Below are 19,031 nucleotides of genomic sequence, written 5' to 3' on the forward strand. Positions count from 1 at the left end.
TAGCCTCGAAGGATCTCACGATGATCGGATCGGTAATGATGTGCGCCAGCGCGGCGCTGCTGGTGCTCGGCATGCTCGGCGGCATTGCGATGGGCATTGCCCATGACTTCACCCTCGGACCGGCGCACGCCCATCTGAATCTGATCGGCGGCGTGATGCTGTTCCTGTTCGGGCTGTATTACCGCGTGCTCCCTGCGGCTGGCGGCACCTTGCTGGCCCGGGTCCAGGGCGGCCTGCACATCGCCGGCGCGGTGCTGTTCCCGGCCGGAATTGCCCTTTCCATCACCCAGGGTCCGGCCTATATGCCCGTTCCGATCATCGGCTCGCTGATTGTCACCGCCGCGGTGGTGCTGTTCGGCGTGGTCGTCGTCCGCACCGCCCGCGCAGAAGCGATGCCGGCGCGGCGCGATGCGGCGCACCCGGTCGACCGCCGCCATGCGCCGCAGACCACCGGGCTGCATCGGGCGGTCCACCCGGCGTCACATTCGCAAACCTTCCATGGCATAGTCAGCCACAATGATTCGCACGGCGCGTCGCGCCCGCAAGATCTCAGACCAGACTGCAGGATTCATGGCCAAGGCACTGAAGGCTAGTTCGAAATCGAAACCGTCGACCGACCTGTTCGGGGCCGCGCCGAAGCCGGCCGCGGCCAAGGCGGCCGCCAAGCCGGGCGGCGCCGAGGACGGCTATACCGCTGCCGACATCGAGGTGCTGGAGGGGCTGGAGCCGGTCCGGCGCCGGCCCGGCATGTATATCGGCGGCACCGACGAGAAGGCGCTGCACCACCTGTTCGCCGAGGTGATCGACAACTCGATGGACGAGGCGCTGGCCGGCCACGCCACTTTCATCGAGGTCGAGCTGTCGGCCGACGGCTTCCTCACCGTCTCCGACAACGGACGCGGCATTCCGGTTGATCCGCATCCGAAATTTCCGAAGAAGTCGGCGCTCGAAGTGATCATGTGCACGCTGCACGCCGGCGGCAAGTTCGACAGCAAGGTGTACGAGACCTCGGGCGGCCTGCACGGCGTCGGCGTCAGCGTCGTCAATGCGTTGTCGTCGCGTCTTGAGGTCGAAGTTGCGCGCAACCAGCAGCTTTACCGGATGACGTTCGAGCGCGGCCACCCCAAGGGCAAGCTCGAGAGCCTCGGCAAGGTCAACAACCGCCGCGGCACCCGCGTCCGGTTCAAGCCCGACACCGACATCTTCGGTGCCAAGGCGGCGTTCAAGCCGCAGCGCCTGTTCAAGATGGCGCGGTCGAAGGCGTATCTGTTCGGCGGCGTGAAGATCCGCTGGAAGTGCGATCCGGAGCTGCTGAAGGGCATCGAGGACGTTCCGGCCGAGGATGAATTTCATTTTCCCGGCGGCCTGAAGGACTTCCTCGGCGCGGCGATCCACAACGACACCCTGGTGCACCCCGACATTTTCGCCGGCAAATCCGGCCGCAACGGTGCCCATGGCGCCTGCGAATGGGCGGTGGCCTGGACGGCCGATGCCGACGGCTTCCTGTCGTCCTACTGCAACACCGTGCCGACGCCCGACGGCGGCACCCACGAGTCCGGCCTGCGCAGCGCCCTGCTCCGCGGCCTGAAGGACCACGCCGAGCGTGCCGGCCAGGGCAAACGCGCGTCCTCGATCACCTCCGAAGACGTCATGGTCGGCGCCGCGGTGATGCTGTCGGTGTTCGTGCGCGAGCCGGAATTCCAGGGCCAGACCAAGGACCGCCTCGCCACCGCCGAGGCGCAGAAGATCGTCGAACAGGCGATCAAGGACCCGTTCGACCACTGGCTGTCCGGCAATCCGGTGCAGGCCAACAAGCTGCTTGATTTCGTCGTCGAGCGCGCCGAGGAGCGGCTGCGCCGCCGCCAGGAAAAGGAAATCTCGCGCAAGACCGCGGTCAAGAAGCTGCGGCTGCCCGGCAAGCTCGCCGACTGCACCTCGACCGCGGCCGAAGGCTCCGAACTGTTCATCGTCGAGGGCGACTCGGCCGGCGGCAGCGCCAAGCAGGCGCGCGACCGCTCGACCCAGGCCGTGCTTCCCCTGCGCGGCAAGATCCTCAACGTCGCCTCCGCCGGCAAGGACAAAGTGGTGGCGAACGCCCAGCTGTCCGACCTGATCCAGGCGCTCGGCGCCGGCACCGGGGTGAACTACCGCGAGGAAGATCTGCGCTATTCGCGCATCATCATCATGACCGACGCCGACGTCGACGGCGCCCACATCGCCTCGCTGCTGATCACCTTCTTCTACCGGCAAATGCCGAAGCTGATCGACGAGGGCCACCTGTATCTCGCGGTGCCGCCGCTGTACCGGCTGACCCACGGCGCCAAGACGGTGTACGCCCGCGACGACGCCCACAAGGAAGAGCTGCTGAAGAAGGAGTTCAACGCCAACGCCAAGGTCGATGTCGGCCGCTTCAAAGGCCTCGGCGAGATGATGCCGGCGCAGCTCAAGGAAACCACGATGGACCCGGCCAAGCGCACCCTGCTGCGCGTCGTGTTGCTCGCCGACGACCGCGACGGCACCGCCAATTCGGTCGAACGGCTGATGGGCACCAAGGCCGAAGCCCGCTTCGCCTTCATCTCGGAGAAAGCCGAGTTCGCCAGCGAAGAGATGCTGGACGTGTGAGGACTCGATCGGTCAGGCGGCGTCCGCCGGCCGCACCTGCCGGTCGATCTCCGCGCCTTATGACGCTCGATGACGGCGATGTCGTACTGGCTCTGCAGATCGAGCCAGAACTGCGGAGCGTTTCCGAAATAACGGCCCAGCCGCACCGCAGTATCCGCAGTCATCGACCGCCGACCGTTGAGAATGTCGGTGATGCGCCTCGACGGCACGCCGATGTGGAGTGCGAGCTGACTGGCGCCGAGCTTACGTGCGGCAAGCTCGCGTTTTAGCAGTCGGCCTGGATGCGAGACCGGAGGCATGTTCGTTTCTTCTCATTTTTTGTGATTATCGACAATCTCAACACGGCGAACGGCAAGGCTCAAGGCCATTCGTACCGCTCGGCTTGAGCGGTTGGCGAAGCTGCGGCAGGCTGCCTGACCTTTTGCCTTCGCAACCTTGCCGTCGCGGTGGCGTTTGCAACGATTGTCGGAGACCGCTGATGACACGACACGCGCTTCTAATCGCCGCCGCTATAGTCCTGATCCCCGGCCTGGGTTACGCCCAGCCGGGCGCGCTCGACTGGCAGCGCTACAACGTCGCCGCGGGTTCGGCGGCCGCCGACGTGCCGCGTGCGATCTTCAGCGAGGACGGCGGACCGGCGCAGGACGGCCCGGGCCGGCGATTCGTCTCGGCCGACGGCCGCGCCGATCTCACCGTCCAGGCGGTGCCCAATCCCGACGGCGCCTCCCCGGCCGCGTTCCTGGCGCGCCGCAATCCGCCGTCCGGAATCATCTATCGCCGCGTCACGCCGCGGTTCTTCGCGGTGTCGAGCATCCGCAACGGCCGCATCTGGTACAACCGCTGCAACCGCGGCCGTGCCGTGATGAACTGCGTGCTGATCAACTATCCGGCCGCCGAGAAGCGCAAATGGGACGCTATCGTCACCCGGATCAGTCGCTCGCTCGGCGGCTAGCGCCGTCCGACCTTCGCCGCCCTTGAACGGCCGCGCGAAAAGGTGCCTAATTGTCTTATGCGCACACTGTTTCTCATCATCGGTGTCATCGCCCTGCTGGTCGGTCTGGTCTGGACCGGCCAGGGCGCCGGCCTGATCCAGTGGCCGGCCCAGAGCTTCATGATCAACCAGTCGCAGTGGATGTGGTACGGCGCCTCGACCGCGTTCGGCGGGCTGCTGCTGATCTTCGTTTCGCGACGGTCGTAGCCGCCGGAAGCGTCGACCATGGCCCCGAAATCGACGTTGACGGCTCGCCAACTGGAAGCGCTCGGCGCGCCACGTCTGGCCGAACTGCTGTTGGAGATCACCGCCAACGACGCTCCGGCAAAACGGCGGCTCAAGCTGGAGATCACGGCCCTCACCTCGCCGAAGGCGGTCGCCGGCGAAATCGGCAAGAGGCTGGGCCAGATCGCCCGCGCGCAAAGCCTGCTGGAAGGGCCCAAAGTCAAGGAGCTCGCCGCGGACCTGGAGACGCAACGTCGCACGATTGTCGACCATGTCGCCGCCAATGATCCCGCGGCGGCACAGGATCTGATGTGGCAGTTGGTCGACATGGCCGACGATGTCTTGCAGCGCAGCGACGACAGCAACGGACGCCTGTTCCCGATCTTCGTCGATGCGATCCGCGATCTCGGGCCGCTCGCACAAGCCGCACAGTGCGATCCGATTGCCTTGGCCGAACGAGCTTTCAAGGCACTCGAACAGAGCCCCTACAGCATGGAGGAGGATCTGATCGAGTCGCTTGGCCCGGTGCTCGGGAGCGCCGGTCTCGACCATCTGAAACAACGGCTCATCGAGCTGTCCAAACAGCCTGTGCAAGTGCCTGCCGACGAGGACCGGACGGTGATCGGCTTGGGATCACGGGGCCCGATCTACCTCGATCAGATCATGTCCTCCCGCCGTGAACGGATGATCGCCGCGAGCCTCCGAACCATCGCCGACGTCCAGGGCGACGTCGACTCCTACATTGCCCAGTACAGCATCGAAGCGCGGAAGAGTCCCGGCATCGCCGCGGAGCTCGCACGGCGCCTGCTGGCGGCCGGTCGCGCCGACGAGGCGCTGCAGATTGTGAACGATGCCAAGTCACATTCATCCAGATTTCCCAATTTCGATTGGGAGGACGCGCGGATCGAAGTCCTCGACGCGCTGGGCCGGCACGACCAAGCGCAGACCGCGCGGTGGTCGTGTTTCGAGAGGTTCCTGAGCGTCGACCATCTGCGCGCTCATCTCAAACGCCTGCCGGATTTCGACGACGTCGAAGCCGAACGACGCGCGCTGGACCATGTCGAGCGGTTCGATCATTTGCTGCCGGCTCTGGCCTTTCTGGTGGCGTGGCCCGCGCTGGATCGCGCCGCCCGACTGGTGACCCGGCGTGCCAAAGAACTCGACGGCAATCACTACGAACTTCTCTCCCCGGCCGCCGATGCGCTCGCCGGCAAGTATCCGCTCGCCGCAACGCTGGCGCTGCGGGCGATGATCGACTTCACTTTGGTCCAGGGCCGCTCAGCCCGCTACCGCCATGCCGCGCGGCATCTGTTGGAATGCGAGAGCCTGTCCGGCGCGATCTCCGACTTCGGCGGCTTCGACAGCCACATCACCTACAAAACTCGCCTGCGCGTGGAGCACGGCCGCAAGACCGGATTCTGGAGCCTGCTCTCCTGAGACGAGAACGGCCGCGACAACGTCGCAGCTACTTCCTGAACGTCTTGATCTCCGACACGCTGCCGTCGCGATAGGTCAGCTCGACTGACACTGATTTCACCCCGGGCGCCAGCTTCAGATACGGCTGTGCGCTGCTCGGGATCGCCACCGGGTCGCGCATGTCGCACGGCGGCATCTTCAGCACCTTGTCGGGCACCGCGCTGTCGATGCCGATCCGCGCCTCGCGGATCGCGCAGCGATACGACATCAGATGCGTGTAGTAGACCAAGAGGCCGTTGAACTCGCGGAACGACAGCCAGCTCGTCGCGGTCATGTCGAGGATCTTGCGCTGGTCGCGCAGCAGCGCCGCCTCCGGCTCGAACTTGATCGGAAACGGCCCCTGCATCTCGCCCTGGGCATCGATGTAGCGCAGCTCGATGATGCCGGCCGGCGCGTCGGCGGGAAGCTGGATCGACGGGTTCGGCATCCGCTTGCGGGTGCGCGGATCGAGCGCATCGATGAATCCGGTCTCGCGGAATTCGCCGTCGCCGATCCGCCACGAGATCCCGAGCGTCGGATCGGCGATCGAGAACGACACCGTCCAGCCGCCATTGTGCCGGGAGAAGCTGGCGATCGGCGCATTCAGCGCCTCCGCGGTCGGCGGCTTCAGAGGCGCCACCGGCGGCAGCGCGGCGACCTTCTGCGGCGGCTCGGCAGCGCCGGCGGCGGCCGTGCCCGGCTGCCGCCGCCCGTTCAGGAACACGTCGTCGACCATCTGGTCGAAATACACCGGCACCTGCTTGTGGCCGATCTGATCGGCCAACTCGCTGACGGCGCGGCGGGTGCGCTGCGCCACCTGCACCAGGTTCTCGCCGGGATCGAGCAACTGCTTGACGAACACCCGGGTGAACACCGAGTTCGGATTGCTGTCGCTGTCCGACAGCCGGTCGAGCGCGGTCTGCCGCGGGCCGGCCGAGAAGATCGAGAACACGCCTTCCGGCAGCGTGGTCATCGGCGCCAGCCCGCCGCGCCCGGCCAACGCGCGCACGCCGCGGCGTTCGAACGGATTGTTGCGGCAGGCGTCGAGCACCAGGATCGCGGTGCGGGCGCCGCGGTTCTGCAGCCGGTCGACGATGCGGTCCGCCATGATCGAGGCGTCGCGCACCAGTTCCTCCTGGCCCTCGGTGGCGGCCGGCACGTCGGTCGGCAGCAGGTAGTTCTGTCCGGCGATTTCGAAGCCATGGCCGGCATAGAAGAAGAACGCGGTGTCGCCGGGCTCGATCGTGGTGTCGAAAGCCAGCAGGCTCTGGCTGAAGGCGGCGCGGGTCTGGTTCTCCGCCACCATCACCTGGAAGCCGAGCCTCTTCAGCGCATCGCCGATCGTGCGCGCGTCGTTGACCGCCTTCTGCAGCCTCGGCACGTTGCGATAATCATCGTTCCCGATCACCAGCGCGACGCGCTTCGCAGCCCATGCCGGACCGGCGACCAGCAGCGCCAGCATGCAGGCGACAGCCGCGAACAATACAGCTCCGTGCCGCGTGCAGGGCCTTTCGATCGGTCGCATTCCAGTCCCTCAAAACGCAGCGGCCGGATCGCGGCCGCCTGCGCCATAGTCGGTCAGAACCCGAGCACGGTTCAACCGAAAAGGACGTCGGGCGCGGCTACGATCCGGCTTGGCCCTCAATCACCAGTCCGCTAAACTCAAATGCTCGAATTCGTGCGGAAGCTCTGCGTTTCGGTTGGCCCTCAATCACCAGTCCGCTAAACTGGGAATGCAGAAGGATTCCATACTTGATTCGTTTCGGTTGGCCCTCAATCACCAGTCCGCTAAACTTACTTCGACGCGGTGCTGGCCGCCAAGAAGGTTTCGGTTGGCCCTCAATCACCAGTCCGCTAAACTCAGTGCCTTCTGCGCCTCGGCCATCGCCTTGTTTCGGTTGGCCCTCAATCACCAGTCCGCTAAACTCACGCGGCGAATTCCGCCGAGCCCTGCGGAGTTTCGGTTGGCCCTCAATCACCAGTCCGCTAAACTGTTTCCGAAGCCGCTGTGCCTCACCGCGCTGTTTCGGTTGGCCCTCAATCACCAGTCCGCTAAACTCCGATCAGCGCCCATGCATCGAGGCGGTCGTTTCGGTTGGCCCTCAATCACCAGTCCGCTAAACTGTGCTGCGCGCCAATCCGTCCGCGCTCGCCGTTTCGGTTGGCCCTCAATCACCAGTCCGCTAAACTTCCGCAGCCGATCCTGTTCGACCGCAATACGTTTCGGTTGGCCCTCAATCACCAGTCCGCTAAACTCGCGGCTGGATGGTCGAGCTTTCGGCTCGCGTTTCGGTTGGCCCTCAATCACCAGTCCGCTAAACTGCATCCTCAGGTTTGCGTCGGCTGCTTTTTGTTTCGGTTGGCCCTCAATCACCAGTCCGCTAAACTGACGGCTTCGGCATCAAGGCCGACACGATGGTTTCGGTTGGCCCTCAATCACCAGTCCGCTAAACTCCTGGATAAGCGCACCGTGACGTTGCGTGAGTTTCGGTTGGCCCTCAATCACCAGTCCGCTAAACTCACGGACCGCGCCGCGCTCGGCCCGCTTCTGTTTCGGTTGGCCCTCAATCACCAGTCCGCTAAACTCTCGGCCGCAGCGGCGCCGACGCCACCGTGGTTTCGGTTGGCCCTCAATCACCAGTCCGCTAAACTATCCGCGCGCCGCGGCCATGGCCGCCGCGGGTTTCGGTTGGCCCTCAATCACCAGTCCGCTAAACTATCGAGCCCGACGCTACGGCGCCGGCCGCAGTTTCGGTTGGCCCTCAATCACCAGTCCGCTAAACTCGAAGATCAGGGAAGGCGACACGGCGCCACGTTTCGGTTGGCCCTCAATCACCAGTCCGCTAAACTGTCGGCGGCAAGGTGACCGGCGTCGAAATTGTTTCGGTTGGCCCTCAATCACCAGTCCGCTAAACTCTGCTCGACACCGACGCCCGGATCATTGCCGTTTCGGTTGGCCCTCAATCACCAGTCCGCTAAACTCTCGTCGGGCGAGACGTCGTATCAAGGCCTGTTTCGGTTGGCCCTCAATCACCAGTCCGCTAAACTCCGATGGCGAATGATGGTCGTGACTACGTGGTTTCGGTTGGCCCTCAATCACCAGTCCGCTAAACTCTTGTCCGCCATCTCCCGCCCCTCCCCGCTGTTTCGGTTGGCCCTCAATCACCAGTCCGCTAAACTCACACCCAGGTCTCGCCGTCCGCCTTCACCGTTTCGGTTGGCCCTCAATCACCAGTCCGCTAAACTATCACCAGTTTTGTATTCTTCCGGTTTCAAGTTTCGGTTGGCCCTCAATCACCAGTCCGCTAAACTTGCCACGGACGAGGTGCGGCGATGACATCAGTTTCGGTTGGCCCTCAATCACCAGTCCGCTAAACTGCGCCGGGCGCCAGCTTGAAGAAATCCGGCGTTTCGGTTGGCCCTCAATCACCAGTCCGCTAAACTGCGACGCGGCGTCGATAAATCAGTCTATGAGTTTCGGTTGGCCCTCAATCACCAGTCCGCTAAACTGATGCTTTCGACGCGGAATGTTGGTATATTGTTTCGGTTGGCCCTAAATCACCAGTCCGCTAAACTGACAACACAATCAGGGAGCAAGCGACATTCGTTTCGGTTGGCCCTCAATCACCAGTCCGCTAAACTTAGATGTAGGTGCCGGCGTTGTAGTCGATGGTTTCGGTTGGCCCTCAATCACCAGTCCGCTAAACTTACAGCCGTCTTCACGAAACCGAGCGCTTCGTTTCGGTTGGCCCTCAATCACCAGTCCGCTAAACTGCCTACCGAACCATCCGCTTGCAAATACTGGAGAATTTCTGATCGACGAGGTCCCGAATCGCACCTGACGGGCTAGAAGAGCGCGTATTGATCCGGATTTTTCGGGCTCTGTTCGCGATTTCTTCCGCGATAGGTTCGGATGTTCTCATATTGCTTGTCGGTGATGCCGATGATGTGGATCTTCCCGGACGACGGCATCGCCTGCTCGACCTTTCGGGCATAGGCTTCAGCCTGCTCCTTGCCGGCGCAGAAGCGCAGATAAACAGAAAACTGAGACATTTCGAAGCCGAGATCGAGCAGCTTTGTGCGAAATCCGGTCGCGCTCTTGCGCTGCTTCTTGGTCCCCACCGGAAGATCGAACAGCACCAACAGCCACATGATTCGATAACCTGACAGCGCGGGCGGCGCCTGGTGTTCGGCGGTCGCCATTTCAAAAGCCGAGCGGCAGGCCGGGTTTCGGCAGGATCAGGCGATCCGTCTCGCCGGCGCAAGCCTTGGCAAGCGACGTTGCGAGACGTTCGAGGCAGGTCATCATCGGACTGAGGCCGTCGTCGACCGGCAGGTCGACCACCATCGTGCGAGCCAGCGCGGCCTTGGCTTCGCTGGTCAGCTCGACGACACCACTCTCCTTCAGCCGATATACTTCGCGATCGACGAGCGGCCGAAACGGCTCCATCAAGTCGTCCACCAGAACCATCGGGTTCCCGCGATTGGAATGCATCAGGCCGAGGCTCGGATGAAGGCCGGCCGCCATCACGGCGCGCGCCGTGGCGGCCCGCAGGATCGCATAGCCGTAGTTCAACAGCGCATTGAGGCCTTCGCCCTCCTGATCGCGACGGAATTCGCGTCCCAGCAGCAACGGCCAATAGCGCCGCGCGGCCTCTGCTTCGACATTGTCCGGATCGCCGGCGCGAACCTTCCGGGCCAGCAAGCGAAAGCCGCCGGCTTCGGCACCGACCGCATCGAGCGTCGCCCCCTGAGCAAGGATCTTCGCTTGCACGATCTGCTGCCACAGCCGCTTCTTCAGCGGTGCCGACGCTCTGGCCTGATCGCTCATCCTTCCGGATTGCGCGTGGTGGCCATCCACCGGCCAGACCACCGCAGCGGGCCGATGATTGGCTCCGCACAGTACCATCGGCACTCCACGAGCAGCGAGTGTCACGAGGAGATTGTTGGAGTACGTCAGGCCGTGCGCGTTGGCGACGACTGCGGCAAGATCGTCGAGCGGCACCCGCGCGAGTTCCGCCCCGTTTTCAGCGATGGTCATGAAACCGCGACTGACCGCGAGGTGCCGTCCATCGGTCGCCACTTCAACCACTCGGCCGACCATCGCCATCTTCTCCTGCTGGTCCTGCACACGCACCAGAGCAAGAGCATGGGACTCGACCACCACACACGCAACGCGTGTATCGTGACGTAGTTAACGCGGGTCGATACGCCAGACCCGTCCGAGCTCGTCGACTCGAACCGGCACGGCCGCCATCTTCTTCAGCGTACCGTAGGACGCCATCAACCAACGGAAAGGATCGATGTCGTTGTCCGTCGCATGGCGTTTGTCGAGATTGCCGGTCTCGTTGTGCGCGGCCAACTTGAACCGGCCGGCTGCCGCGTCGAGCCGGTGTACCACCATGATCCTGGTCCGGCCTTCGTGTTCGAGCCGTATCAAATCGCCCTTGTGGATGCGCATCACCAATCGCGCTCCCGCGCTCTCGGTGCGCCACCTCGGCACATGCGGCGTCTTCGGCCCGCAGTTGGACCTGTTGGCATCGAACCGCCGGACCGCTTCGCCGCTCCATTTGCCATCGGCGGTCTCGAACACCTCGACGCAGAAATTCTCGCCGGCGCTGTAGGCTTTGTAGGGCCGACCGGTGGCTCGATCGACGACGGGCACGAGATAGTCCGTCTTCTCTTTCTTGAGAAGCCGCACATGGCGCAGCCCGTGCCTGAAATGCGGATTGTCGGACGGCTCCGTCAACTGCCGCAGCGCGTCTGCGAGAGCGACACCGTTCCGTTTCGCGGCATCGACGTGATCGCGGACAATGTCGCGCAGCCGCCGATCCCGGATACGGCCGATCTCGTTCTCGTTCAACGTCTCCACCGCTTTGCGGTAGACGAGATTCGCGGGTTCACGATCGTCGTCGTCGACAGGCTCGGGTCGGTCGAGCAATCCGTAGGCGCTGTCCTCGTGCAGCTTGCCCTGCACGCCGTGATCCGGCTTGTGCGACACGACCATCTTGTCGAGCGCCGCCTTGAGATCGTCGCGCATCGACGGCCACGGCAATTCGACGACGAATTTCTCGCGCTCGTCGTCGTAGGCGTTCGCCATCTTCCACAGCAGCGATCGATCCGTCAGCGCGGCGACCAGACCGTCGATGGCGTGGTGCCGGTGATCGGCACGATTCTTCACGCCGGAGAACTCCATGTCGTCGGTGGACGCCAGAAATGCCTCGGCCTTGTCCTGGACGCCGGCGTAGTTGTGGTCCGGTAGCAGCGCGTTCAGGCCCCATTTGCCACGCAGCAAACCAGTGAGACGGCCGGGGACCACCCAGATCCGGTTCGGATCCGTGACAGCTCCGAGATACTCCTTGGCCAGTCGCGCCAGCCAGCCGGTCTCGTTGAGCTGTCGCGCCAAAAAGCCGCCGCGCTTGTCGAATTGTTCGCGCGCATCGGCGTCGAACCGCCAACGCTTGTTGCGCGGTAGCGCTGCCGCCCGCGTTGCGATATCGTCCCAAGCATAGCGGCGGCCCTGGACAAGCGGGCTGGAGCCGAAAGCCTCGAACGGAGTCTGCTTCCGCTTGTGGCGGTTGGCGTAGCGCATGCAGACGATCTTGTTGGCCGCGCTGTCATCCAACGTCATCGCTACCGGCAGGATGTGATCGATATCGACCTCCTCCGACAGCAACCTCTCGATGCCGATCTGCTCGCCCGTGTAGACGCACTTGCGATCCAGTGGATCGCGCAAGTTCAATTCCTCCCACAGCCGCATCTTCAGGAGGTTGCGCGGATTGGCTGGAAAACCGAGTTGCTCCAGCTCGGCCGCACGGGCACGGTTCTTGTCCTGGTTCTTTCGCTGTTCGCGCTGCACTTGCGCCTTTTGATCCTCCGACAATCTCAACGCGCGGGTGAACTCGATGGAGATTTCCGTCGGGGGCCCGTAGGTTCGGATCAACTCGTTGACGAGGCGACGCAGTTGCCCCAACCCGATATGAACGGTCGGATTGGGAAATTGGCCGAACTGCCGTTCCTTGCCGTCGCGTGCATCACCGCTGCCGACCACGGCGTCGGCGAGCCATTTGCCGTAGTACGGCAGATAGTCGAGATCGCCCCCGGTCGGAAGTTTGGCGTGGTCGTAGCCGATGCGCTTAGCTGCCTCGTAGTAACCGGCGCCGCTGACGCCGTCGTCCCCAACCTCATTCTGCATCACCGGAACGATCTTCTTGATCGCCCGCAAACCCAAACGGCAGTGGCCCTCCGGCAAGCTGGTGTTCGCCACCCGCGCGGCAGCTTCCGGACCGAGGCCGCATTCCTGCTCCAGCCAGTCCACCAGTTCGGCCTCGACCTCTACGGTCATCAGCTTCTCGACGATCGCGATCTGGCGCTCCAAGGGAAATCCCCGCCAAGCTTTGCCGAACCCGTTCTTGTCCGACAGCCGTGCGGCAGTCGCGTCGCCGTCGAGCGCAGCACGGCGATCCGACTCGAGGTTGAACTTGGATTCCGCAGGCAACTTCAGAAGCGTCCGCAACTTGTCGAACTTGACCTCCTTGCTGCCCAGCAGAGCGAGGGCGACGGCATCGCTCTGCGCCTTGGTCAGTTTTCGCGATCCTCTGCCGGTCTCGCGGATCTCCAGATTGCGCGCCTCCGACAGAATTCGAAACCGCTGTGCCAACGGATGCGCCCACGGCGCCCGATAGCCTTCCGGGTCCTCGTTGAACGGTCGTGTCGCCGGATCGAGCGAGCACTTGCCGACGATCGGGTCCTTCAACGGTCGCTGATAGAAAATGATCCGCTCGATCTCCCGGCACGCCCCCTCGGTCATCGTCGCATGGTGTGGCGCCTGCGCTCTCCAGATCGCATGAAATTCCTGGAGCAGCAGATCGCGGGTCGGATAGAAGTCGTAGGAGGCCTTCGTTCCGGTGATGATCGCACGCGCTCTGACGCTTTCTGGTGCCATGGCCGGATCGAGCACGTCATCTCCGAATAGGCGCTTGCGCACCTTCGCCCACGCCTTCTTGCGGGCATTGCCGGTCAGATGGTCCTTGCCGATCCGCTGCAGTTCAGCTCGGATCGCGGTCTGCCGTTCCGCGTAGGTATCCGAGTGACGTCGATCCGCGAAGAACTCGCCGAGGGTTTGTGCGCCTTGGCTCGCCATGCTGTCGCGCAGGCGGGACGCGGCCTGCTTGATGGCGCCGTCCTCGCTGTTCTTCTTGTTGTCCGTCTTGCGATTGGAGAGAAAGCCGCGGCGCTGATTGAGATGAAACAGCGCGCGACCGACATGATGCGCCGGCAGCCTGTCGACCAGGGCTCTGGCCCTCAACTGATAGGGATCGAGCCCGGCCAGAGCTTTGCGCGCCGCGGTCTCTTCGGGCATCAGGCCGTGCTTCACCAGCGCATCCATCAGTTGGCTGCGGCGCAGGACGAATCGATCGCGCCGCTTGCGAGCGCCCCGCGCCATCCGGCGGTCGACGGCATTGGACGCTTTGCTCTGCGGGTCGCGGCCATCGGGAAATATCCGCACCCCGCCGGGCCCGAGGCCGACCGGTTCGAAACGATCGCCGCGTTGTTGGAGAGTGGTGACAAACCAGCCGAGCGAATTGGACCCGAGGTCCAGCCCGAGGCGATACGGTTGTGGAAGCCTCTCCAACATTATCTGCTCCGTCTCTTGACGGACGCATTACAGCACTGCACAATTCTAACGTGCAATGCTCCTTATCGGCAGACTTACTGGTTTTAGCGGACTGGTGATTGAGGGCCTCCCGTTAACAAGCTTATGCACAAAATGGGGCATCCTGCGGGATGCCCCTTCCGTTCGTGATGATGGTTTTTGGCTGCTGCGCGTCGGGACGTAACGGATTACTTCCTGAACGTCTTGATCTCCGACACGCCGCCGTCGCGATAAGTCAGCTCCACCGAGACCGACGTCGCGTTCGGCGCCAGCTTGATCACAACGGCGCCGTGCCTATGCGGCGCGGACGGTCTCGAGGAATTTGCCGACTTCCATCTTCAGCCGGTTGCTGTCGTTGGCGAGCGACTGCGCCGCGGACAGCACCTGGGTCGAAGCCGAGCCGGTCTCGTTGGCGCCGCGCTGCACGTCGACCACGCTGGCAGAGACCTGCTGGGTGCCCTGCGCCGCCTGCTGAACGTTGCGGGAGATCTCCTGCGTCGCCGCGCCCTGCTCTTCCACCGCCGATGCGATCGTCGAGGCGATCTCCGACATCTTCGAAATCGTGGCGCCGATCTCGCGGATCGCGTCCACCGACTCGTGGGTCGCAGCCTGGATGCCGCCGATGTGCTGACTGATCTCGCCGGTCGCCTTCGCGGTCTGTTCGGCAAGCGCCTTCACTTCGGCCGCCACCACCGCAAAGCCGCGGCCCGCTTCGCCGGCACGCGCCGCTTCGATGGTCGCGTTGAGCGCCAGCAGATTGGTCTGGCCGGCGATGGTGTTGATCAGCTCGACCACGTCGCCGATCCGCGTCGCGGCCTGCGACAGTTCCGCGACCCGCTCGTTGGTCCACTGCGCCTGCGTCACCGCCTCGTGAGCGATGCGCGCGGAGTCCTGAACCTGGCGGCTGATCTCGGTCACCGACGACGCCATCTCCTCGGTCGCCGACGCCACCGACTGCACGTTCGCCGACGCCTGCTCGGAAGCCGCCGCGACCGACGTGGTGACTTCCTGCGCACGCTGCGCGCTCGACGTCAGCGTCGTCGCCGACGCTTCGAGTTCGGTCGAGGCGGACGACACCGCGCGGATGACCTCGCCGACCGCAGCCTCGAACTGGTGCGCGAGCTTCTCCATCTCCTGCTTGCGCTGGACCGCGATGATGCGGTCCTGATCGGCCTTGGCCGCGGCCTCTTGCCGGGCCTTTTCGGCCAGCATCAGCTTGATGCCGTTGACCGCATTGGCGGTCTGGCCGATTTCATCGCCGCGCTCGGTGCCCGAGACCTCGACGTCCTGCCCGCGCGCCATCGCCTGCAGATCGCCGACCAGCCGGCCGATCGGACGGGCGACGCCGAACTGCACGATTGCGAACGCCAGCGCCAGCACGGCGAGGAAGCCGCCGCCGACCAGCATCACGGTCAATCTGACGGTGCCGGCGACGTCGTCCGACGCCGAACGCGACCGCTCGGCCAGCTCCTTGTCCAACCGATTGCTGATCGAAAATTGCGCCTCACGCACGGCCTGGTTGTCGCTCGCCATGTCCTTGACCAGACGAAGCGCCAGTTCGTTGTTGTTGGCCATTGTGGCCTTCTCGAGGGGCGGGTACTTCTTGGTCATCAGATCGTCGAACATCAGACCGATGCGATCGAAGTCCGCCGCATAGGCCGGGAGCCCCTTTTTTGCCAGCGCGACGAAATCGCTGAATTCCTTATGGTTGGCCGCAATTTCCCGGCTGAGCTTCTGCATTTCGGCCGGATCGGTCTCGGCGATGATCCGCCACGACAGCCGGCCGAAATTGTACAGCCGGGCGTTGGCGCGGAAGTTCGCTTTCATGCCCTGCACTTCGTTGTCGAGCATCGACGCGTAGGTTCGATTGATCTCCTCCATCTTCGAGGTCGCGAACCACAGTCCGAACCCGACCACCACACTGAGCAAAACGAAACACGCGATGATCTTGTAGAGCAATTTGACGTTGGAAAGCTGCATGGAAGGTACCCCAACCCTTAATGTGCCGATCCGTCGCACCGAACGTTCGAGCACTGGCCAATGTTGTTAGCGTCGACGGCGCGGACTTCCGATAAACTCACCGCATCACGACATGGTCGCGCGATGCGCAAATTGATCAAACAGATCGCTATTCCGACGACGGTGCCCCGAACACACAACATCGATCATCGTCTGTATCAGCGGGCAGCTAAGCGCGAGTAAGTACAAATTCTGTCAGTTAGGACAAAACCGGGAGACGGGTCGACAAAGCCGTCGCAAGAGTCGAAATAGCGCGACCATCCACTGGAGTCAGCGTGAGCGTCAGATGAGTTCGGAAGACATCGTTTCATATTCGGGTCAGGAGTTACTTCAGGATTTTCCGCTGGTGCGGAGCCACGATCCGGATGAAGCGAGAGACATCCTGCGCCGCTACGGCGTCGAGATGATCGCCTTGAGTCCCAGCGACTTCTTCATGCGGACCAACCTCGCCGAGCTGCCGCATATCGGCTTGTATTTCCTCCACAGCTCCGGAGCGACCCGGCTGCTGATCCCGGAGCGCGAGATCGCTCTGGTGCATCTTTGCCTGGAAGGCGACGCGCTACTCGTCAGCGGTGATCGCCGCGTCGAACTGTCGCAAGGCGAAGCTTGTATTTGCTCGCCGGGCGTGAGCGCACAGCTCGAATTCGGCCAGAACTCGCGGCAATTGCTGCTGCGGATGCCGCAGCGGGTGCTGGAGCGGACGGTCTCGTCGCTGCTCGGCTTCAAGCCGCGCCAGCCGATCCTGTTCGAGCCGGCGATCGCCAACGACGAGCCGCGCTATCTCGGCTTCAGAGAGCTGACGACCCTGCTCGCCGCGCGGCTGGACTCCGGCTACTCGGTGTGGCCGAAGAACGTGTTGCTCCATCTGGAGCAATCCTGCATCACCGCGCTGCTGTATTGCAGCCGGCACAATCTCGGCCACCTGCTGGAGAACGCCAACGCGGCGAACGACGACGTGCCGCGCTACGTGCAGACGGCGGAGCACTACGTCGAGAGCCACCGCGACCAGGACATCAGCGTCGAGGACGTCGCGCGGATCGCCGGCGTCAGCATCTCGACCCTCACCCGCGCCTTCCTCAAGCATCGCGGCTACTCGCCTTCGGCCTACATCAAGCGCGCCAAACTCAACCACGCCAAGGAACTGCTCGAGACCGGCGCCGCGTCCACGCTGGTCGGCGTCGCGCTGCGCTGCGGCTTTGCCAATCCGAGCCGGTTCGCCCAGGACTACCGGGAGGCGTTCGGGGAATCACCCACCGAAACGCTGCGCCGCTGCCGCCCAGACCGGGGCCCCGAGACGCAAAAACATTAAGCTTTTTCAGCCGTTTCATGCGCCGGCGCATTGACTTTGCGCGATTCCGGACTATGTTCCGGCCGTGATGCGGCCCGGTATTGCGTCCAAGTGATGCCCTGATTGAGCCGCCTGTCCGCGATCCGACTTCCCCGTGCACGATTGCTAGCCGCTCCGGGGTTGAGCGCGACAGTGATTTCCGAAGAATCCATGCGGCGGTTCGATTTAGTGGCGTGACCCAGAGTTCCGGCCGAAGGTGTTAGGATCAGGCCGCGCCCCGACAACAGAGGCTCGATGTCTTTTTCCAATCTGGGACTTTCCGAGAAAGTCCAAGCCGCCGTCGCCGCCGCCGGTTACGTTTCGCCCACTCCCATTCAACAGCAGGCGATCCCCCACGTCCTCGCCCGCAGGGACGTCCTCGGCATCGCCCAGACCGGCACCGGCAAGACCGCCGCATTCGTGCTGCCGATGCTGACGCTGCTGGAAAAGGGCCGCGCCCGCGCCCGGATGCCGCGCACGCTGATCCTGGAGCCGACCCGCGAACTCGCCGCCCAGGTCAAGGAGCAGTTCGACAAATACGGCGCCGGCCAGAAGCTCAACGTCGCCCTGCTGATCGGCGGCGTGTCGTTCGGCGATCAGGACCTCAAACTGACCCGCGGCGTCGACGTGCTGATCGCCACCCCGGGCCGGCTGCTCGACCACACCGAACGTGGCGGCCTGCTGCTCACCGGTGTCGAGATGCTGATCATCGACGAAGCCGACCGCATGCTCGACATGGGCTTCATCCCCGACATCGAACGGATCTGCAAGCTGGTGCCGTTCACCCGGCAGACCCTGTTCTTCACCGCGACGATGCCGACCGAAATCCGGCGCATCACCGAGACCTTCCTGCACAATCCGGAAAAGATCGAGGTCAGCAAGCCGGCCTCCACCGCGGTGACGGTGACGCAGTCTCAGGTGCCGTGCGGCCGCGAGCCGCACGAGAAGCGCGAGACGCTGCGCCGGCTGATCCGCGCCGCCACCGACCTGAAGAACGCGATCATCTTCTGCAACCGCAAGCGCGAGGTCGCGCTGCTGGCGAAGTCGCTGCAGCGCCACGGCTTCAGCGTCGGCGCGCTGCACGGCGACATGGACCAGACCGCACGGATGGCCGCGCTGGAAGCGTTCCGCAAGGGCGATCTGCCGATCCTGGTCGCCTCCGACGTCGCCGCGCGCGGCCTCGATATTCCCGAGGTCAGCCACGTCTTCAATTTCGACGTGCCGCATCATCCCGACGATTACGTGCACCGCATCGGCCGCACCGGCCGGGCCGGCCGTGCCGGTACCGCGGTGACCATCGTGGCGCCGTCCGACCAGAAGTCGATCGCGGCGGTCGAGAAGCTGATCGGCCAGAGCATTGCCCGCGCCGAGGTCGGCCCCGGCGTCGACACCGACGCCGCCGCGGAGACCGAGGCCGAGCGTCCGTCGCGCTCGCGCCGCGCCGCGCCGGAGGGCCGCCATCGCGAGCCGCGGGAACCGCGCGAGCGCAAGCCGCGCCGCGAGCCGCGCAGCGCCCAGCCGCCCACGAGCCAGCCGCCCACGAGCCCGACAGCCCACGCATCTTTCGGCTCCGCCCCCCCCGCCCGCGACCCCTCCTCGGAAGAAGGGGATCATTCGCATTTGCCGGCGTTTCTGTTGCGCCCGGTGCGCGCGCGGGGCTGATGGGCGATTGGCGGTGTTTACGAGGTCTTCACCACCCGCGCCGTAGCCTTACACCGTTTCAAACACGCGTTGAG

The 19,031-nt window shown here is 64.1% G+C and carries 12 protein-coding genes, 1 pseudogene and 1 CRISPR repeat array; of the genes and pseudogenes, 7 read left to right on the plus strand and 6 right to left on the minus strand.

Annotated features, from left to right (window positions below):
* The first annotated feature begins 38 nt into the window (after positions 1–38).
* Together DWA33_RS25500 and parE are read left to right on the plus strand one after the other, a co-directional pair.
* Positions 39–593, plus strand: coding sequence for a hypothetical protein (locus DWA33_RS25500; protein ID WP_244601335.1), 555 nt, complete (start codon positions 39–41; stop codon positions 591–593).
* A complete protein-coding gene (gene parE, locus DWA33_RS17970; protein WP_114359838.1) occupies positions 571–2,622 on the plus strand; it encodes a DNA topoisomerase IV subunit B in 2,052 nt (683 codons plus the stop codon). Before DWA33_RS25500 ends, parE begins: the two co-directional genes overlap by 23 nt.
* A 122-nt stretch (positions 2,623–2,744) precedes the next feature.
* Here parE and DWA33_RS25505 read toward each other — a convergent pair.
* A pseudogene (locus tag DWA33_RS25505) lies at positions 2,745–2,921 on the minus strand (HigA family addiction module antitoxin); the annotation flags it as partial.
* Positions 2,922–3,100: 179 nt separating this feature from the next.
* On the opposite strand from DWA33_RS25505, the gene DWA33_RS17980 reads away from it, so the two are divergent.
* The 3 genes from DWA33_RS17980 to DWA33_RS17990 are packed head-to-tail and all read left to right on the plus strand — an operon-like array spanning position 3,101 to position 5,275.
* On the plus strand, positions 3,101–3,574 hold the full coding sequence (locus tag DWA33_RS17980; RefSeq protein WP_114359840.1) for a hypothetical protein: 474 nt from the start codon (positions 3,101–3,103) through the stop codon (positions 3,572–3,574).
* Between the two features lie 57 nt (positions 3,575–3,631).
* On the plus strand, positions 3,632–3,820 hold the full coding sequence (locus DWA33_RS17985) for a hypothetical protein (protein WP_114359842.1): 189 nt from the start codon (positions 3,632–3,634) through the stop codon (positions 3,818–3,820).
* A gap of 18 nt (positions 3,821–3,838) precedes the next feature.
* Positions 3,839–5,275: a DUF6880 family protein gene (locus DWA33_RS17990; RefSeq protein ID WP_114359844.1), complete on the plus strand. Its 1,437-nt coding sequence runs from the start codon at positions 3,839–3,841 to the stop codon at positions 5,273–5,275.
* Between the two features lie 28 nt (positions 5,276–5,303).
* Here DWA33_RS17990 and DWA33_RS17995 read toward each other — a convergent pair whose 3' ends face one another.
* The 5 genes from DWA33_RS17995 to DWA33_RS18015 all read right to left on the minus strand — a co-directional run bounded on the left by DWA33_RS17995 (position 5,304) and on the right by DWA33_RS18015 (position 15,929).
* Entirely contained in the window at positions 5,304–6,755 is a 1,452-nt protein-coding gene (locus tag DWA33_RS17995; protein ID WP_244601340.1) for a caspase family protein, read from the minus strand.
* Between the two features lie 165 nt (positions 6,756–6,920).
* A CRISPR array of direct repeats spans positions 6,921–9,067; the repeat unit is 36 nt; unit sequence GTTTCGGTTGGCCCTCAATCACCAGTCCGCTAAACT.
* A 72-nt stretch (positions 9,068–9,139) separates the two neighbouring features.
* A complete protein-coding gene (gene cas2, locus DWA33_RS18000; protein ID WP_244601336.1) occupies positions 9,140–9,496 on the minus strand; it encodes a CRISPR-associated endonuclease Cas2 in 357 nt (118 codons plus the stop codon).
* A 1-nt stretch (position 9,497) separates the two neighbouring features.
* Positions 9,498–10,457 carry a type II CRISPR-associated endonuclease Cas1 gene (gene cas1, locus DWA33_RS18005; protein ID WP_244601337.1) on the minus strand — a complete coding sequence of 320 codons (960 nt, stop codon included), beginning with the start codon at positions 10,455–10,457 and terminating at the stop codon, positions 9,498–9,500.
* Positions 10,458–10,487: 30 nt separating this feature from the next.
* Positions 10,488–13,931 (minus strand): type II CRISPR RNA-guided endonuclease Cas9, encoded by a 3,444-nt coding sequence (gene cas9 / locus DWA33_RS18010; RefSeq protein ID WP_114359848.1) that lies wholly within the window; start codon positions 13,929–13,931, stop codon positions 10,488–10,490.
* A 312-nt stretch (positions 13,932–14,243) separates the two neighbouring features.
* The gene (locus tag DWA33_RS18015) at positions 14,244–15,929 is read right to left on the minus strand and encodes a methyl-accepting chemotaxis protein (protein WP_114359851.1); all 1,686 of its coding nucleotides are present in this window, start codon (positions 15,927–15,929) and stop codon (positions 14,244–14,246) included.
* 325 nt (positions 15,930–16,254) lie between these two features.
* Between DWA33_RS18015 and DWA33_RS18020 the strand changes: the two genes are divergently transcribed.
* Both DWA33_RS18020 and DWA33_RS18025 read left to right on the plus strand, forming a co-directional pair.
* Complete coding sequence (locus DWA33_RS18020) at positions 16,255–17,277, plus strand: AraC family transcriptional regulator (RefSeq protein WP_114359853.1); 1,023 nt, start codon at positions 16,255–16,257, stop codon at positions 17,275–17,277.
* Positions 17,278–17,550: 273 nt separating this feature from the next.
* Positions 17,551–18,957, plus strand: coding sequence for a DEAD/DEAH box helicase (locus DWA33_RS18025; protein WP_114359855.1), 1,407 nt, complete (start codon positions 17,551–17,553; stop codon positions 18,955–18,957).
* The last annotated feature ends 74 nt before the right edge of the window (positions 18,958–19,031 follow it).

The organism is Rhodopseudomonas pentothenatexigens (assembly GCF_900218015.1).
Classification (GTDB): domain Bacteria; phylum Pseudomonadota; class Alphaproteobacteria; order Rhizobiales; family Xanthobacteraceae; genus Rhodopseudomonas; species Rhodopseudomonas pentothenatexigens.

What these genes read in the sequence shown, in the direction of transcription:
- DWA33_RS17980 (WP_114359840.1), top strand. Translation starts at nt 3,101, where the DNA reads ATGACACGACACGCGCTTCTAATCGCCGCCGCTATAGTCCTGATCCCC.
- DWA33_RS17995 (WP_244601340.1), bottom strand. Translation starts at nt 6,755, where the DNA reads ATGCTGGCGCTGCTGGTCGCCGGTCCGGCATGGGCTGCGAAGCGCGTC.
- DWA33_RS25500 (WP_244601335.1), top strand. Translation starts at nt 39, where the DNA reads ATGTGCGCCAGCGCGGCGCTGCTGGTGCTCGGCATGCTCGGCGGCATT.
- DWA33_RS18025 (WP_114359855.1), top strand. Translation starts at nt 17,551, where the DNA reads ATGTCTTTTTCCAATCTGGGACTTTCCGAGAAAGTCCAAGCCGCCGTC.
- parE (WP_114359838.1), top strand. Translation starts at nt 571, where the DNA reads ATGGCCAAGGCACTGAAGGCTAGTTCGAAATCGAAACCGTCGACCGAC.
- DWA33_RS17985 (WP_114359842.1), top strand. Translation starts at nt 3,632, where the DNA reads ATGCGCACACTGTTTCTCATCATCGGTGTCATCGCCCTGCTGGTCGGT.
- DWA33_RS18015 (WP_114359851.1), bottom strand. Translation starts at nt 15,929, where the DNA reads ATGCAGCTTTCCAACGTCAAATTGCTCTACAAGATCATCGCGTGTTTC.
- DWA33_RS18020 (WP_114359853.1), top strand. Translation starts at nt 16,255, where the DNA reads ATGAGTTCGGAAGACATCGTTTCATATTCGGGTCAGGAGTTACTTCAG.
- DWA33_RS17990 (WP_114359844.1), top strand. Translation starts at nt 3,839, where the DNA reads ATGGCCCCGAAATCGACGTTGACGGCTCGCCAACTGGAAGCGCTCGGC.
- cas2 (WP_244601336.1), bottom strand. Translation starts at nt 9,496, where the DNA reads ATGGCGACCGCCGAACACCAGGCGCCGCCCGCGCTGTCAGGTTATCGA.
- cas9 (WP_114359848.1), bottom strand. Translation starts at nt 13,931, where the DNA reads ATGTTGGAGAGGCTTCCACAACCGTATCGCCTCGGGCTGGACCTCGGG.